The 15,859-nt window shown below is 57.9% G+C and carries 12 protein-coding genes and 4 tRNA genes; 11 read left to right on the forward strand and 5 right to left on the reverse strand.

Annotation, left to right across the window (positions count from 1 at the left end):
* Position 1: 1 nt before the first annotated feature.
* Positions 2 to 1,168 carry an efflux RND transporter periplasmic adaptor subunit gene (locus AOA61_RS01420; protein WP_099600962.1) on the reverse strand — a complete coding sequence of 389 codons (1,167 nt, stop codon included), beginning with the start codon at positions 1,166 to 1,168 and terminating at the stop codon, positions 2 to 4.
* The gene (locus tag AOA61_RS01425; protein ID WP_099600963.1) at positions 1,158 to 4,379 is read right to left on the reverse strand and encodes an efflux RND transporter permease subunit; all 3,222 of its coding nucleotides are present in this window, start codon (positions 4,377 to 4,379) and stop codon (positions 1,158 to 1,160) included. The genes AOA61_RS01420 and AOA61_RS01425 overlap by 11 nt, the downstream gene beginning before the upstream one ends.
* 194 nt (positions 4,380 to 4,573) lie before the next feature.
* On the opposite strand from AOA61_RS01425, the gene AOA61_RS01430 reads away from it, so the two are divergent.
* Complete coding sequence (locus AOA61_RS01430; protein WP_099600964.1) at positions 4,574 to 4,984, forward strand: hypothetical protein; 411 nt, start codon at positions 4,574 to 4,576, stop codon at positions 4,982 to 4,984.
* Here the strand turns inward: AOA61_RS01430 and AOA61_RS31465 are convergent.
* Positions 4,981 to 5,133: a hypothetical protein gene (locus AOA61_RS31465; protein WP_163034900.1), complete on the reverse strand. Its 153-nt coding sequence runs from the start codon at positions 5,131 to 5,133 to the stop codon at positions 4,981 to 4,983. The genes AOA61_RS01430 and AOA61_RS31465 overlap by 4 nt on opposite strands.
* A 211-nt stretch (positions 5,134 to 5,344) precedes the next feature.
* Between AOA61_RS31465 and AOA61_RS01435 the strand changes: the two genes are divergently transcribed.
* Positions 5,345 to 6,007 (forward strand): C39 family peptidase, encoded by a 663-nt coding sequence (locus AOA61_RS01435; RefSeq protein ID WP_081797819.1) that lies wholly within the window; start codon positions 5,345 to 5,347, stop codon positions 6,005 to 6,007.
* A gap of 19 nt (positions 6,008 to 6,026) precedes the next feature.
* On the opposite strand, the gene pbpG is transcribed toward AOA61_RS01435, so the two are convergent.
* Positions 6,027 to 6,950, reverse strand: a complete 924-nt coding sequence (gene pbpG / locus AOA61_RS01440; protein ID WP_032890050.1) for a D-alanyl-D-alanine endopeptidase — start codon at positions 6,948 to 6,950, stop codon at positions 6,027 to 6,029.
* Between the two features lie 207 nt (positions 6,951 to 7,157).
* A complete protein-coding gene (folD, locus tag AOA61_RS01445) occupies positions 7,158 to 8,012 on the reverse strand; it encodes a bifunctional methylenetetrahydrofolate dehydrogenase/methenyltetrahydrofolate cyclohydrolase FolD (RefSeq protein WP_032889913.1) in 855 nt (284 codons plus the stop codon).
* A gap of 275 nt (positions 8,013 to 8,287) precedes the next feature.
* On the opposite strand from folD, the gene AOA61_RS01450 reads away from it, so the two are divergent.
* The 9 genes from AOA61_RS01450 to AOA61_RS01490 all read left to right on the forward strand — a co-directional run bounded on the left by AOA61_RS01450 (position 8,288) and on the right by AOA61_RS01490 (position 15,792).
* Positions 8,288 to 8,364, forward strand: a tRNA-Arg gene (locus AOA61_RS01450).
* A 32-nt stretch (positions 8,365 to 8,396) separates the two neighbouring features.
* A tRNA-His gene (locus AOA61_RS01455) sits at positions 8,397 to 8,472 on the forward strand.
* A gap of 57 nt (positions 8,473 to 8,529) precedes the next feature.
* Positions 8,530 to 8,614, forward strand: a tRNA-Leu gene (locus tag AOA61_RS01460).
* Positions 8,615 to 8,690: 76 nt separating this feature from the next.
* Positions 8,691 to 8,766: transfer RNA gene (locus AOA61_RS01465), tRNA-His, on the forward strand.
* Positions 8,767 to 9,367: 601 nt separating this feature from the next.
* Positions 9,368 to 10,678, forward strand: coding sequence for a trigger factor (gene tig, locus AOA61_RS01470; RefSeq protein ID WP_099600965.1), 1,311 nt, complete (start codon positions 9,368 to 9,370; stop codon positions 10,676 to 10,678).
* Between the two features lie 91 nt (positions 10,679 to 10,769).
* Entirely contained in the window at positions 10,770 to 11,405 is a 636-nt protein-coding gene (gene clpP / locus AOA61_RS01475) for an ATP-dependent Clp endopeptidase proteolytic subunit ClpP (protein ID WP_003174822.1), read from the forward strand.
* Between the two features lie 112 nt (positions 11,406 to 11,517).
* Positions 11,518 to 12,801, forward strand: a complete 1,284-nt coding sequence (clpX, locus tag AOA61_RS01480) for an ATP-dependent Clp protease ATP-binding subunit ClpX (RefSeq protein ID WP_003238279.1) — start codon at positions 11,518 to 11,520, stop codon at positions 12,799 to 12,801.
* 172 nt (positions 12,802 to 12,973) lie between these two features.
* Entirely contained in the window at positions 12,974 to 15,370 is a 2,397-nt protein-coding gene (gene lon, locus AOA61_RS01485) for an endopeptidase La (protein WP_032889909.1), read from the forward strand.
* Between the two features lie 149 nt (positions 15,371 to 15,519).
* Positions 15,520 to 15,792 carry an HU family DNA-binding protein gene (locus AOA61_RS01490; protein WP_003174819.1) on the forward strand — a complete coding sequence of 91 codons (273 nt, stop codon included), beginning with the start codon at positions 15,520 to 15,522 and terminating at the stop codon, positions 15,790 to 15,792.
* Positions 15,793 to 15,859: the final 67 nt, after the last annotated feature.

Raw genomic sequence — 15,859 nt, forward strand, 5'->3', positions numbered from 1 at the left:
CTTAAGCCTTACGCGCATGCGCACCTCCGGCATCGGCCAGTTGCACAGCGTCGCCTTCGCGCAGCGCGTCGGGCGGGTTGTCGACCACGCGGTCGGCAGGTTTCAGGCCCTGGTCGATTACCAGGCGTTCGCCTAGGTCGAGGCCGATATGGATGGCTTGCAGGTGCACATGGTTCTGCCCATCCAGTACCGCGACCTGGGTGCCTTGGGCGCGAAAGATCAACGCGCTGGCCGGGATGCTCACACCATGGGTGTCGGCCGGAATCGGCAGCGTGGCTTCGGCGTAATCACCTGGCAGTAGCGCGTCGTCGGGATTGTCGACCACGAACTGCGCGAGCAGGGTGCCGGAACGGCGGTCGATGGCAGTGGAGTCGCCAATCAGCCGTGCCTTGAAGTGCTCGCCAGGGTGTTCGGGCACGGTGAGCCGGGCTTCCAGGCCGGGGTGAATCACTGCCGCGTAGTTCTGTGGCACGGGTACATAAAGCCGCAGTTGGTGCGTATCCGCGATGCTGAACAACTCCGGCTCGCTGTCGGTGTCGGCCTTGATCAATTGGCCGATGTCGGTGTTGCGCGCGGTGATGATGCCGGCGAACGGTGCGCGCAGCGTCTTGTAGCCTTCCAGTGCGGACAGCCGCGCATAGTCGGCAGCAGCAGCCTGGGCATTGGCTTTGGCGGCCGCGGCGTTGGAGGTTTTTTCATCGGCTTCCTGGCGCGATACGGAGTGGCTCGCCAGCAGGTTTTGCCATCGGGTTGCGGTGGTTGCAGCGAGGCGCGCATTGGCCTGTTCCTGCACCAAGCGTGCATGGGCTTGCGCCAGTTGCTGGTCGAGGTCGGGGCTGTCGATTTCGGCGAGGACTTGCCCGGCCTTGACCTGGCGGCCGATGTCGACTGTCCAGTCCTTCAAATAACCGCTGACCCGGGCGTGGATCGGCGCCTTGCTCCACGCCTCAAGGTGCGCCGGCAGGCGCAAGGTATCGCCGGCCACATTCTGCTTGGGTTGAAACACCATCACTTGCGGGATGGCGGCTGTCTCTGTCCAGGCGGTGACCGATTGCTCGTGCAGCGTGCGGGCATGCAAGCCGTTGGCGACCAACAGGGCAGCCACGGTCAGGCCGCCGACACCCATGAGCATCAGGCGCTTGCGCGAGGGTTTGTGATCAGACGACATGTGGGGTTTCTCCTGCAACTGCGCGACTAGGGTGACGCCCGTGGACCAGGCTGAAGACCACGGGAACAAACAACAGGGTGGCGATGGTGGCGAAGATCAAACCACCGATCACCGCACGGCCCAGCGGCGCGTTTTGCTCCTCGGACAGCGCCAGGGGCAACATGCCGATGATCATCGCCAGGGCGGTCATGCACACCGGGCGGAAGCGCGTGTAACCGGCCTCCAGCGCGGCCTTGAGCGCATCACCATGTTCGGCCAGGCGCTCGCGGCAGAAGCTAACCACCAGGATTGAGTTAGCCGTGGCTACGCCCATGCACAAGATGGCTCCGGTGAGCGCCGGCACCGACAATGAGGTGCCGCTGAGGAACAGCATCCACACGATCCCCGCTAACGCCGCTGGCAACGCAGTGATGATCACGAACGGGTCGGCCCAGGATTGGAAGTTGACCACGATCAGCAGGTAGATCAGCACCACCGCGCCGAGCAGGCCGAAGCTCAAGCCGCTGAAGGCTTCATGCAGCGCGTCGATCTGCCCGTGCAGGCTGATCGTCGCGCCTTTGGGGCGCATGGACGCGGTGTCATCCAGCACCTTTTGCACGTCGCGGGCTACGCCGCCGAGGTCGCGGCCTTGCACGTTGGCGTACAGGTCCAGGGTCGGTTCGATGTTGTAGTGGGTCACCACCGCCAGGCTTTGCACACGGGAGATGGTTGCCACACCGCCGAGGATCTGCGACTGCCCGTTGGCGCCGGTGACGGGCAGCGCTTCCAGTGATGGAAGGCTGTCGAGGCGGTATTGCGGGGTGGCGGCGACGATGGAATAGGACACGCCGTTGGCCGGGTTGAGCCAGAAGGTCGGCGCAGTTTGCGAGCTGCCGGCGAGAGAGGCGACCATGCTGTTGGTCACGTCGCGCTCGGTAATGCCCAGGCCGTTGGCGCGCAGGCGGTCGACATTCACCTGCAGCGACGGGTAGCCGGTTGACTGCTGGATGCGCAGGTCGGCGATGCCGGGCACGTGTTGCAGGCGACGTTCCAGCTCGACGGCATAGGCGCGGTTTTCTTCATCGCTGCGCCCGGAGATTTTCACGTCCAGCGGCGCCGGCGCGCCGAAGTTGAGGATCTGGCTGCTGATGTCCGCCGGCAGGAACGCGAAGTGGCTGCCGGGAAAACTTTGCGGCAGCGCTTCACGCAGTTTTTTCACGTAATCGGCGGTGGGTGCGTGTTGTTTTTTCAGGCTGACTTGAATGTCGCCATCCTGCGGGCCGATGGTGCCGCTGCTGCTGTAGGCCATGTCGATGCCGCTGAGCGGGATGCCAATGTTATCGACAATGGTGTCCAGTTCTTCGGCAGGGATGACCTCACGGATCCGCGCTTCAATGCGGTCGAAGGCGGCGGCGCTTTCTTCGATGCGCGTGCCCAGCGGCAGGCGCACATGCAGGGCCAGCGCACCGGCATCCGTGGCCGGGAAAAAGTCCTGGCCAAGGCTGGGCAATAGCAGGAATGAGGCGAGCACACAGGCCAGAAAACCCACGATAAAGCGCTTGCGATGACCCAGGGCCAATGTCAGCAAGCCATGGTAGGTGTCGCGGATATTCGAGAAGTGGCGCTCGAACCCTTGCTGGAAATTCAGCACGGCTTGCAGCGCGGCAGTGCGCGGTTTCGTGTGCTGCTCACCCTCATGGTGGTTGATGAATTCATCTTCCGGATGATGCCCCGCGCCTTGCTCCGGCGTATGCGGCTTGAGCAGGAACATCGCCAGCGTCGGCACCAGGGTGCGCGAAAGAATGAACGAGCTGGCCATGGCAAAGATCACCGCCAGCGCCATGGGCCGGAATAGATAACCGGCGATGCCTTGCAGCAGGAACATCGGCACGAACACGATGCAGATGCACAGCAGCGAGACGAACGCCGGACCGACAATTTGCGCGGCGCCGTCGAGGATCGCGGTCTTCACCGCCTTGCCTTGTTCCAGGTGCCAGTTGATGTTTTCGATGGTCACCGTGGCGTCGTCCACCAGGATCCCCACCGCCAACGCCAGCCCGCCGAGGGTCATGACGTTGAGGGTTTGCCCGCTGACGGCCAGCAGCGCAATCGCTGAGAGCACTGCCAGAGGAATCGACGCCGCAATAATGATCGTGGAGCGCCAGCTGCCGAGGAACAGCAGGATCATCGCGCTGGTCAGCAGCGCGGCGATGATGCCTTCCTGGGCCACGCTGCCCACCGATTGCTTGACGAACACCGAGGCGTCGCCCAGCAACGAGGTCTTCAGTGACGGTGGTAGGGTCTCGTTGATGCGCGGCAGCATTCCACGGATACCGTCGATGATCGACAGGGTGGAAATGCTGCCGTTTTTCAACGCCGGCATCAGCACTGCGCGATGACCGTCGACGCGCACGATGTTGGTCTGCGGCGGCGAGCCGTCACGCACGTGGGCAACCTGGCCGATGGTGATCAGCGCGCCGTCGACGGTCTTGATCGGCAGGTCGTTAAGCTCATCGATGGCCTTGGGGCTGTTGTTGAGCAGGATGGTGTATTCGTTGGGGCCGAGCTTGGCAGTGCCCACCGGAATGATCTGATTCTGCAGCGCCAGGGCATTGCCCACATCCTGGGCCGACAGGCCTTTGGCAGCCAGCGCTTGCGGGTCGAGGTCGAGGGTGATCTGACGCTGCTTGCCACCCATCGGTGTGGGCATGGCCAGGCCGGGCAGGGCGCTCAACGGCAGGCGGATGTTGTTCTGCACCAGGTCGCGGATCTTGGCTTCCGAGAGGCTTGGGCTGGAAAACGCCATTTGCAGGATCGGCACCGTGGACGCGCTGTAGTTGAGGATCAACGGCGGCGTGATGCCCGGCGGCATTTGCTTGAGCACGGTTTGTGACACGGCGGTCACTTGGGCATTGGCGGTGCGGATATCGACGCCGGGTTGGAAGAAGATTTTCACGATGCCCATCCCAGGCAGGGATTGGGATTCGATATGTTCGATGTCGTTGACGGTGGTGCTCAGGGAGCGTTCGTAGGTGTAGATCACGCGGCCCGCCATGGCGTCCGGCGACAGGCCGTTGTACTGCCAGACCACGGCGACCACAGGGATGCCGATATCGGGGAACACGTCGGTGGGAGTACGCAGGGCCGCCATCGGCCCGATGATGCAGATGAATATGGCCAACACGATAAACGTGTAGGGCTTTTGCAGTGCGGTCTTTACCAGCCCGAGCATGCGTGAACCTCCGAGGGAGCAGGATTGCAAACCCCGGCAGTCTTGCCCGACCCACCTAACACGCGCCTTTCAGCCAGGTGAAGGAACATTTAGGTAAGGGCTGAAGATCGTTTCATATGGATTCATTTGTTCCAGGCAGCGCTGCTGGTCACGCTTGTCACCCATCGGACATATCGTCTTTTTGGAGCACTGCCATGTCACTTAAACCTCTGTTGTTGATCCCTGCATTGGGTGTCGTATTGCTGCTGTCGGCGTGCGCCGGCCCGATCCCTAAAGCGGATCCGAGTGAGGCCTGGATTGGTCTGACGGAGGATGCGCCGAATGACTTGCTGGCTGAGCGCGTGGACGGCAAGCGTGTGGATGACGGGCGCTATTTCGAGGTGACACCGGGGGCTCACAGCCTGGATGTTACGTTGTACGAAGAGGAGCCCGGCGACGACAATCAGCGGGATTGCCAAGGCCGGGTCGAATACGAAGCCTTTAAGGCGGGTGAGCACTACACGCTGGTGGAATCCAGCCTGGGCACCACCGTGCGTGCATCCTTAAAGGATGGCCACGGCAAGGAAGTTGCGGCGACGCGGGACTTCAATTGCATGCCTGGCTAGGCGTGGTGTGCCGCTGCCTTTAGGGGCTTGGCAGGTTTTACGTGGGGGTGATGGTGCCGACGGGTAATGCGCAACACCCCCCACAACATGGCGCCGGCAACCGCCAGCCAACCGCAGATCAACATCACAATCGTCGTTGCAAGGCTCATTCAGGCCTCCTTTCGCCCAGTACGGGGCACACACAGTCTTCTCAATGGACAGTCTAGCTACCTGACGGTTGCCTGCTATTGACCAATGGTCGTGTTCATCCAACTTGTTTGCTCTATCTCAGGCGGTAAACCCTGGCTTTGGGCTATACCCGCGTGGCCGAGCGCCCTATGATCAGGGCCCTTACCGGCAGTTGATCAAGAGAGTAAAAAATTGCGGTTACGGTCGAACGTTAAATCATCCCTGTTGCTGGCCTGCGCCATGGGCCTCGCGGCCTGTTCCGGGCATCCGTCGAAACTGCCGGGCTTGCCGGAGCGCGTCGAACTCAATGGTGTGCCGACCTTTCGCAGCGAGGCTTATCAGAGCGGTCCTACGGCATTAGCCAGCATGCTGTCGCAACAAGGCATTGTCATGACACCGGGTTTGCTGGATAAGCCGCTGCGTTTGCCGGGCGGCGAAGCGGACCTGGAGCGCAACATGCAAGTGTTGGCGCGTGAGTACGGGCTGATGGTGTATCCCCTGGATGCCAAACTGACGGCCGTGCTGGCGCAAGTGGCGGCGGGGTATCCGGTGATGGCGCGGGTGGGCGGCGGGCTGTGGTCGGATGCGCACTATGTTGTCGTGGTTGGCTTCAATCAGCAGAAAAGCACGGTTCTGCTGCGCTCGGGCATGGACCGGCGTTTATTGATGAGCTTCAGCGACTTTGAATCGAAGTGGGCAAGCGCCGGGCACTGGGCGATCCTCACCCAGCGTCCGAGCCAGTTGCCAGCGAATGTGGATGCCCAGCGTTGGCGCGAGGCGGCAAATGCGACGGCCCAAGCCGGGCAGGAGCAGGCGGCGGCCCAGGCGCTTAAAGTATTGTCAGAACACCGATAAAAATGTGGTGCGGCGCCCTTTAACGGTGGGCTTGCGCCGCATTCGAGCGGTTCTTCAGATTTTTGTCGGCCTTGTAGCGCAATGCCACGTCCGGCACCGAACCGCCCTTGCCAGTCTCGACCCAGCTGCGAATACGGCTGGCATCGGCAAAGTGCGTGAACTTGCCGAACGCATCCAGGATCACCAGCGACACCGGGCGATTACCCATGCTGGTCACCAGCACCAGGCAATGGCCGGCCTGGTTAGTGAAGCCGGTCTTGGTCAACTTGATATCCCAGTTGGCGCGGTTGATCAGGTGGTCAGTGTTGGAGAAACCCAGGGTGTAGTTGGGCTTGCGGAACGCAACGGTCTTTTCCTTCGTGGTGCTCAACTGGCTGAGCAGCGGGTAGTGCCGTGCGGCAGCCAACAGCTTGCTCAGGTCGCGGGCGGTGGACACGTTGTGGATCGACAGGCCGGTGGGTTCAACATAGTGGGTGTTGGTCATGCCCAGCGCCTTGGCCTTGGCGTTCATCGCCGCGATAAATGCCGGGTAGCCCCCCGGATAGTGGTGGGCCAGGCTGGCGGCGGCGCGGTTTTCCGATGACATCAGGGCGATCAGCAGCATTTCCTTGCGAGGCATTTCGCTGCCGATTTTTACGCGGGAGAACACGCCTTTCATTTCCGGCGTGTCTTTGATGTTGATGTCGATGTACTCATCCATGTTCTGCTTGGCTTCAAGCACGATCAGGCCGGTCATCAACTTGCTCACCGACGCAATCGGCACCACCACGTCGGGGTTGCTGGCGTAGATGACCTTGTTGGTCTGCAGGTCCACCAGCATGGCGCTGCCGGATGCGATCTGCAGTTTGGATGGGTCGCGCGGCGCCTGGGTGGATTCGGCGGCGTGCGCAAAGGTGCCTGTGAACGCAAAAAATAGGCTGGCAATAGAAAGACGAATTTTCACGCGGATGAACTCGCTAAAAAAGTAGGAAATACCGTTGAGCAACGGTTTCTTTGATAAATGCCGTTACATTTTAGGAGTATGGACGATGGAGTGTCGAATGTTCTTCTAAAACCAGACGAAAGTGCTTAAAAACTAAGAAAAAACAGGTTTTTTTCGGGCAATAAAAAGCCCTGCGATAAGGCAGGGCTTTTTCAGTACGACTGGTTATTAACCGTGCAGGGTCTCTGCGGCGTACAGGGTGTTCTCCAGCAGGCAAGCGCGGGTCATCGGGCCGACGCCGCCTGGCACCGGGGTGATCCAGCCAGCGCGGGGCAGGGCAGTGTCGTACACCACATCGCCTACCAGCTTGCCGTCTTCCTGACGGTTGATGCCCACGTCGATAACGATGGCGCCCTCCTTGATCCATTCACCCTTGACCAGGCCCGGCTTGCCGGCGGCTACGACAACGAGGTCGGCACGACCAACGTGGCCTGCCAGGTCCTTGGTGAAGCGGTGGGTAACGGTCACGGTGCAGCCGGCCAGCAGCAGCTCCATGGCCATCGGGCGACCGACAATGTTGGACGCGCCGACCACAACTGCATCAAGGCCGTACAGATCGACACCGGTGCTTTCCAGCAGGGTCATGATGCCTTTTGGCGTGCACGGGCGCAGCAGGGGGATGCGCTGGGCCAGGCGGCCGACATTGTAAGGATGGAAGCCGTCGACGTCTTTGTCCGGGCGGATACGCTCCAGCAGCTTGGACGCGTCCAAGTGCTCGGGCAGTGGCAGTTGCAGGAGGATGCCGTCGATCGCGGGGTTGTCGTTGAGGCCGTCGATCAGATCGGTGAGTGCCTCTTGGGTGGTGGCGGCAGGCAGGTCATAGGCCTTGGATATAAAGCCGACCTCTTCACAGTCTTTACGCTTGTGCGAGACATAAACCTGAGAGGCAGGATCGCTGCCGACCAGGATCACCGCGAGGCCAGGCGTGCGCAGGCCTTGCTGGCTGCGCTCGGTGACTCGTTTGGCGATCTGCTGGCGCAGGCTGGCGGCGATTGATTTGCCGTCGATAAGTTGTGCAGTCATTACGCGTGATTAACCATCGAGAGGGGGAGGAAAAGTGCGCGCATTCTCGCACGCCACGGCGTGAGGGCAAAGGCGCTTGGTCTGCAAATTGGCCTAACCCCTTAAATAAAATGAATTTTTTTCAAAAAAGATTTGACGGGTTTCCGGGCCCTCTATACTATTCGTCGCACTTGTCGGGCACAGCCTAGCACTGGTTAAGAAGGTCGAGCAGAATTGTTGTACTGCAAGGCTGGAAGCACTTAGTTTGTAATCCTCCAAGAGTACAGATTAATAAGGCGCCCGTAGCTCAGCTGGATAGAGCATCCGCCTTCTAAGCGGATGGTCGCAGGTTCGAGTCCTGCCGGGTGCGCCATTAGGCAGCTTTGGCACAAGTAGCGCTATATGGTGGGCGTAGCTCAGTTGGTAGAGCACGGGATTGTGACTCCCGTTGTCGAGGGTTCGATCCCCTTCGTCCACCCCATATTTTGAAAAGGCGCCAGATTAATCGTCTGGCGCCTTTGCTTTAAGAGCTTCAAACGCGGATGTGGTGGAATTGGTAGACACACTGGATTTAGGTTCCAGCGCCGCGAGGCGTAAGAGTTCGAGTCTCTTCATCCGCACCAATTAAAGCTTCGCCAAGCCGTCAGGCTGGGTGGGGTCAACAAAGAAGATGTTCGGGTTCTTTGTTAATGCAATATGGTGGGCGTAGCTCAGTTGGTAGAGCACGGGATTGTGACTCCCGTTGTCGAGGGTTCGATCCCCTTCGTCCACCCCATATTTTTAAAAAGCGCCAGATAAATGATCTGGCGCTTTTTTTTTGCATTTGGAAAAAGCCGGGTCTTGTTTCTGTGGGCGGTTGCGGTCGAGTAGTGCGAGGCGCCTAGAGATTATGGTTGTCAAAAAAGCAAGCATTCTCAATGCCTTGGCGTTAGAATCGTTGCCGGTTTTGAACGTGTAGGACTGATGCTCGTCTATAGAGAGGTCAGTACCGCTATTAAATAGCGATAACGGCGCAGTACCTGAAAAGGGCTGTGCCGTTTTCGTTTAAGCGTTTCGAGTTTCAAGGGCGGGGCGCTTCATCGTATTTGTGTTTCTCGATGCTGCTTCCCTGTCGCCGGTCTTGCTCGCAAGGCTGGCTGCCGGGTGCTGCGTTCCTGGTCCTTCTATATATAGAAGGGTTGGCGCAGAGCCCTGGCGTGATGAGCTGTATTTGCTAACGGGCTGAGGTGCGCGCGTGCACTTGAACCTACAAATGGCCTGCTGTTTTTTTACCCGTTTCCAGTAGGGTGACTTCTTGAGTTTGACCCTCTAGAATGCATGCCCTTGATTCTGGGGTCGGAAACGGCCGGCTAACGTCTGTGCAACGAGGAATATTCATGCAAGTTTCTGTTGAAAATACTACTGCTCTTGAGCGCCGCCTGAGCATCACCGTGCCGGCAGAGCGTATCGAGACTGCGGTCAACAAGCGTCTGCAGCAGACTGCCCAAAAGGCCAAGATCGCTGGTTTCCGTCCAGGCAAAGTGCCGATGAGCGAAATCAAGCGCCGTTTTGGTGCTGATGCGCGTCAAGAAGCTGTAGGTGACGTGATCCAGGCTTCCTTCTACGAAGCCGTTGTTGAGCAAAAGCTGAACCCAGCTGGCTCGCCTTCGATCGAGCCTAAGTCCCTGGAAGCTGGCAAGGACCTGGAATATGTTGCCGTATTCGAAGTGTTCCCAGAGTTCGAAGTCGCTGGTTTCGACGGTATCGAAATCGAGCGCCTGAGCGCTGACGTCGCTGATTCCGACCTGGACAACATGCTGGAAATCCTGCGCAAGCAGAACACTCGTTTCGAAGTGGCCGATCGTGCCGCCCAGAACGAAGATCAGCTGAACATCGATTTCGTTGGCAAGGTTGACGGCGAAGTGTTCGCTGGTGGCTCTGCCAAGGGTACCCAATTGGTACTGGGCTCCAACCGCATGATTCCTGGTTTCGAAGACGGCCTGGTTGGCGCCAAAGCCGGCGAAGAGCGTGTTCTGAACCTGACTTTCCCTGCTGACTACCAAAATCTGGACTTGGCTGGCAACGCTGCCGAGTTCACCGTGACCGTCAACAGCGTTTCCGAGCCTAAGCTGCCAGAGCTGAACGAAGAGTTCTTCAATCAGTTTGGTATCAAGGAAACCGGCATCGAAGGCTTCCGCACCGAAGTTCGCAAGAACATGGAGCGCGAGCTGCGCCAGGCCATCAAGTCCAAGGTTAAGAATCAGGTCATGGACGGTCTGCTGGCTGCCAACCCGATCGAAGTGCCTAAGGCTTTGCTGTCCAATGAAGTGGATCGCCTGCGCGTTCAAGCGGTTCAGCAGTTTGGTGGCAATATCAAGCCTGACCAACTGCCTGCCGAGCTGTTCGAAGAGCAAGCCAAGCGTCGCGTTGTGCTGGGTTTGGTCGTGGCTGAAGTGGTCAAGCAGTTCGACCTCAAGCCTGATGAAGATCGCGTTCGCGAAATGATCCAGGAAATGGCTTCGGCCTACCAGGAGCCTGAGCAGGTTGTGGCTTGGTACTACAAGAACGACCAGCAACTGAACGAAGTGCGTTCGGTTGTGCTGGAAGAACAAGTTGTGGATACTGTTCTGCAGAAGGCTAAGGTGACCGATAAAGCGGTCTCTTACGAAGAAGCAGTCAAGCCGGCGGAAGCAGCACAAGCCGACTGATTGTCCAACTCGTTGGAAATTCAACCATAAGCCAGCCTCGCGCTGGCTTATGCGTTTTCAAGACATGACTATTTGGGAGTAACTGCAGAGCATGTTCCGTAATTCCTATATTCAGCAGAACTCTGATATCCAGGCCGCAGGCGGCTTGGTCCCGATGGTTGTCGAGCAGTCTGCTCGTGGCGAGCGCGCCTACGACATCTACTCGCGCCTGCTCAAGGAGCGAGTGATCTTTCTGGTGGGCCCGGTAGAGGACTACATGGCCAACCTGATCTGTGCGCAGCTGCTGTTCCTTGAAGCGGAAAACCCGGACAAGGACATCCATCTCTACATTAACTCGCCGGGCGGTTCGGTGACGGCAGGTATGTCGATCTACGACACCATGCAGTTCATCAAGCCTAACGTCTCGACGACCTGCATTGGCCAGGCCTGCAGCATGGGCGCGTTCCTGCTGACGGCGGGTGCCGAGGGCAAGCGTTACTGCCTGCCGAACTCGCGTGTGATGATTCACCAGCCACTGGGCGGTTTCCAGGGCCAGGCGTCGGACATCGAAATCCACGCTAAGGAAATCCTCTTCATCCGCGAACGTCTTAACACGCTGATGGCCAAGCACAGCGGGCACACGCTGGAAGAAATCGAGCGCGACACCAACCGCGACAACTTCATGAGCGCCGAAGCCGCACGTGAATACGGGTTGATCGATGCAGTGATCGAAAAGCGCCCCGCTTAATATAAGCCGCTCAAAATAGGGCTGGTCGGCGTGTCCGATCATCGGCGGGCTTGAAAAAGCCCGCATAAGCCTTCATCTTGTGTTGCAAGCCTATCGGATTTGGATCGAACGAATGACTGACACCCGCAACGGCGAGGACAACGGCAAGCTGCTCTATTGCTCCTTCTGTGGCAAAAGCCAGCATGAAGTACGCAAGTTGATTGCCGGCCCCTCGGTGTTTATCTGCGACGAGTGCGTCGACCTGTGCAATGACATCATCCGCGAGGAGGTGCAGGAAGCACAGGCCGAGAGCAGCGCGCATAAACTGCCTTCGCCTAAAGAAATCAGCGGCATCCTTGATCAATATGTGATTGGTCAAGAGCGTGCAAAGAAGGTTCTGGCCGTAGCGGTGTACAACCACTACAAGCGTCTGAACCAGCGTGACAAGAAAGGCGACGAAGTCGAACTCGGCAAGAGCAACATCTTGCTGATCGGTCCTACAGGCTCGGGTAAAACCCTGCTTGCAGAAACCCTCGCTCGTCTGCTGAATGTTCCGTTCACCATCGCCGACGCTACCACCCTCACTGAGGCTGGCTACGTGGGTGAGGACGTCGAGAACATCATTCAGAAACTGCTGCAGAAGTGCGATTACGACGTAGAGAAGGCCCAGATGGGTATTGTCTATATCGACGAAATCGACAAGATCTCGCGCAAGTCTGACAACCCGTCGATCACCCGGGACGTTTCTGGTGAGGGCGTGCAGCAGGCTCTGTTGAAGCTGATTGAAGGCACGGTTGCTTCCGTACCGCCACAAGGCGGCCGCAAGCACCCGCAGCAGGAATTCCTTCAGGTTGATACGCGCAACATCCTGTTCATCTGTGGCGGTGCGTTCTCTGGGCTGGAAAAAGTTATTCAGCAACGTTCCACCCGGGGCGGTATCGGTTTCAGTGCAGAAGTGCGCAGCAAGGAAGAAGGCAAGAAGGTGGGCGAGTCCCTGCGTGAGGTTGAGCCTGACGATCTGGTCAAGTTCGGTCTGATCCCGGAATTCGTTGGCCGTTTGCCGGTCCTGGCCACATTGGACGAGTTGGATGAGGCTGCTCTGATTCAGATCCTCACCGAGCCGAAAAATGCCCTGACCAAGCAGTACGCCAAGCTGTTTGAGATGGAAGGTGTGGACCTTGAGTTCCGTACTGATGCTCTCAAGTCGGTAGCCAAGCGGGCGCTGGAGCGCAAGACCGGTGCACGCGGTCTGCGTTCTATCCTTGAAGGCGTGTTGCTCGACACCATGTACGAAATTCCCTCGCAGTCTGAGGTGAGTAAAGTGGTGATCGACGAAAGCGTTATAGAAGGTAAGTCCAAGCCGCTGTATATCTACGAGAACAGTGAGCCGACTGCCAAAGCTGCGCCAGACGCGTAAGCGTTTCGCAGTTTCGGTACAAACAAGGGGCCCTAGGGCCCCTTTGTTTTTTGTGCGACTTTTATCTTGAAGCGTTTACTGCGTTTAACTGCTGGCAATAAGCTTGTTTTTTTTGCATGCAGCCCCCATCTTGGTTTCAAGCTTATTTTTCAACTGTCATAGAGGCGAAATCATGAAGACAACCATTGAATTGCCTCTCCTGCCGTTGCGTGATGTCGTCGTTTATCCGCACATGGTTATCCCGCTGTTCGTGGGGCGCGAGAAGTCTATCGAAGCCCTTGAGGCAGCGATGACGGGCGACAAGCAGATCCTGCTGTTGGCCCAGAGAAATCCTGCCGATGATGATCCAGGCGAAGACGCCCTGTATCGCGTCGGTACAATTGCTACTGTCCTGCAACTGCTCAAACTGCCTGATGGCACCGTCAAGGTGCTGGTAGAAGGCGAGCAACGAGGTGCTGTAGAGCGTTTCATGGAGGTGGATGGTCATCTGCGCGCCGAAGTGGCGCTGATCGACGAAGTCGAAGCCCCTGAGCGCGAATCCGAAGTTTTTGTACGCAGCCTGCTCTCGCAGTTCGAGCAGTATGTGCAGTTGGGCAAAAAAGTCCCGGCTGAGGTCCTGTCTTCCCTCAATAGCATTGATGAGCCAAGCCGTCTGGTCGACACCATGGCCGCACACATGGCGCTGAAGATCGAGCAGAAGCAAGACATCCTCGAAATCATCGACCTGTCGGCCCGTGTTGAACATGTCCTAGCGTTGCTGGATGCCGAAATCGACCTGTTGCAGGTTGAGAAGCGCATTCGTGGTCGCGTGAAGAAACAAATGGAGCGTAGCCAGCGCGAGTACTACCTGAATGAGCAGATGAAGGCCATTCAGAAAGAACTTGGCGACAGCGAGGAGGGCCACAACGAAATCGAAGAGCTGAAAAAGCGCATTGATGCCGCAGGCCTGCCGAAAGACGCTCTTACCAAAGCTAATGCCGAGCTGAACAAGCTCAAGCAGATGTCGCCGATGTCCGCTGAAGCGACCGTAGTGCGCTCGTATATCGACTGGCTGGTGCAAGTGCCGTGGAAGGCCCAGACCAAAGTGCGTTTGGACCTGACACGTGCCGAGGAAATTCTCGACGCCGATCACTATGGCCTCGAAGAAGTCAAAGAGCGGATTCTCGAATACCTCGCCGTGCAAAAGCGCGTGAAGAAAATTCGTGGTCCGGTGTTGTGCCTGGTCGGACCTCCAGGTGTTGGTAAAACCTCTCTCGCCGAATCGATTGCCAGTGCGACTAATCGCAAATTCGTGCGCATGGCGCTCGGCGGTGTGCGTGATGAAGCGGAAATTCGTGGTCATCGCCGAACTTACATCGGTTCGATGCCAGGAAGATTGATTCAAAAGATGACAAAGGTGGGTGTGCGCAACCCGCTGTTCCTGCTTGATGAAATCGACAAAATGGGCAGCGACATGCGTGGCGACCCGGCATCGGCGTTGCTGGAAGTGCTCGACCCTGAGCAAAACCATAATTTCAACGACCATTACCTGGAAGTCGACTACGACTTGTCTGACGTAATGTTCCTCTGCACTTCCAACTCCATGAACATCCCGCCGGCCTTGCTGGATCGGATGGAGGTGATTCGTCTACCGGGTTACACCGAGGACGAGAAGATCAACATTGCGGTCAAGTACCTCGCGCCCAAGCAAATTTCGGCAAATGGCCTGAAGAAGGGCGAGATCGAATTTGACATCGAAGCGATCCGCGACATCGTGCGTTACTACACCCGCGAGGCCGGTGTGCGGGGCCTTGAGCGCCAGATCGCGAAGATTTGCCGCAAGGCAGTCAAAGAGCATGCGCTGGAAAAACGCTTCTCCGTGAAGGTGGTGGCCGACTCCTTGGAGCACTTCCTGGGTGTGAAGAAATTCCGCTACGGCCTGGCCGAGCAGCAGGATCAAGTCGGTCAGGTGACTGGCTTGGCGTGGACCCAGGTGGGCGGGGAATTGCTGACCATCGAGGCTGCTGTGATTCCAGGCAAAGGCCAGCTGATCAAGACCGGTTCCCTGGGTGACGTGATGGTTGAATCCATCACTGCCGCGCAGACCGTGGTGCGCAGTCGCGCCAGAAGCCTGGGGATCCCCCTGGACTTCCACGAGAAGCATGACACTCACATCCATATGCCGGAAGGTGCTACGCCTAAAGATGGCCCTAGCGCTGGCGTAGGCATGTGCACGGCCTTGGTGTCTGCATTGACCGGCATCCCGGTGCGTGCCGACGTTGCCATGACTGGGGAAATCACCCTGCGTGGTCAGGTATTGGCCATCGGTGGTCTGAAAGAGAAATTGCTTGCAGCACACCGGGGTGGTATCAAAACAGTGATCATCCCTGAAGAGAATGTTCGCGACTTGAAGGAAATTCCTGACAACATCAAGCAGGATCTTCAGATTAAACCGGTTAAATGGATTGACGAGGTCCTGCAAATTGCGCTGCAATACGCGCCAGAGCCCTTGCCGGATGTGGCTCCGGAGATAGTTGCCAAGGATGAAAAACGAGAGTCTGATTCCAAGGAAAGAATTAGCACGCATTAATGTGAATAAGCCTGGAGGCTTCCTTGACAGCTTTTTAGAGCCCTTGTTATAAAGCGGCTCTTAAGTGTCTGTAGGCCATTCAGCACTGGTTTTTGCTGTTTACCAAAAAACTTAGAATCATACTCAATAGATATATAAGGGGACTTAGAGTGAACAAGTCGGAACTGATTGATGCTATTGCTGCATCCGCTGATATCCCGAAAGCTGCTGCTGGCCGTGCGCTGGATGCAGTAATCGAATCCGTCACTGGCGCTCTGAAGGCCGGCGACTCCGTGGTACTGGTAGGCTTCGGTACGTTCTCTGTGACTGACCGCCCAGCTCGCACTGGCCGCAACCCACAGACTGGCAAAGCACTGCAAATCGCTGCTGCCAAAAAACCAGGTTTCAAAGCCGGTAAAGCCCTGAAAGAAGCCGTTAACTAAACTTCGTTCAAGCCTTTGCTACCCGGGTCGGACGCAGGTCTGGCCTGGCAGCGGAGCGGTAGCTGAC

Source organism: Pseudomonas sp. 2995-1 (assembly GCF_002742505.1).
Taxonomy (GTDB): Bacteria; Pseudomonadota; Gammaproteobacteria; order Pseudomonadales; family Pseudomonadaceae; genus Aquipseudomonas; species Aquipseudomonas sivasensis.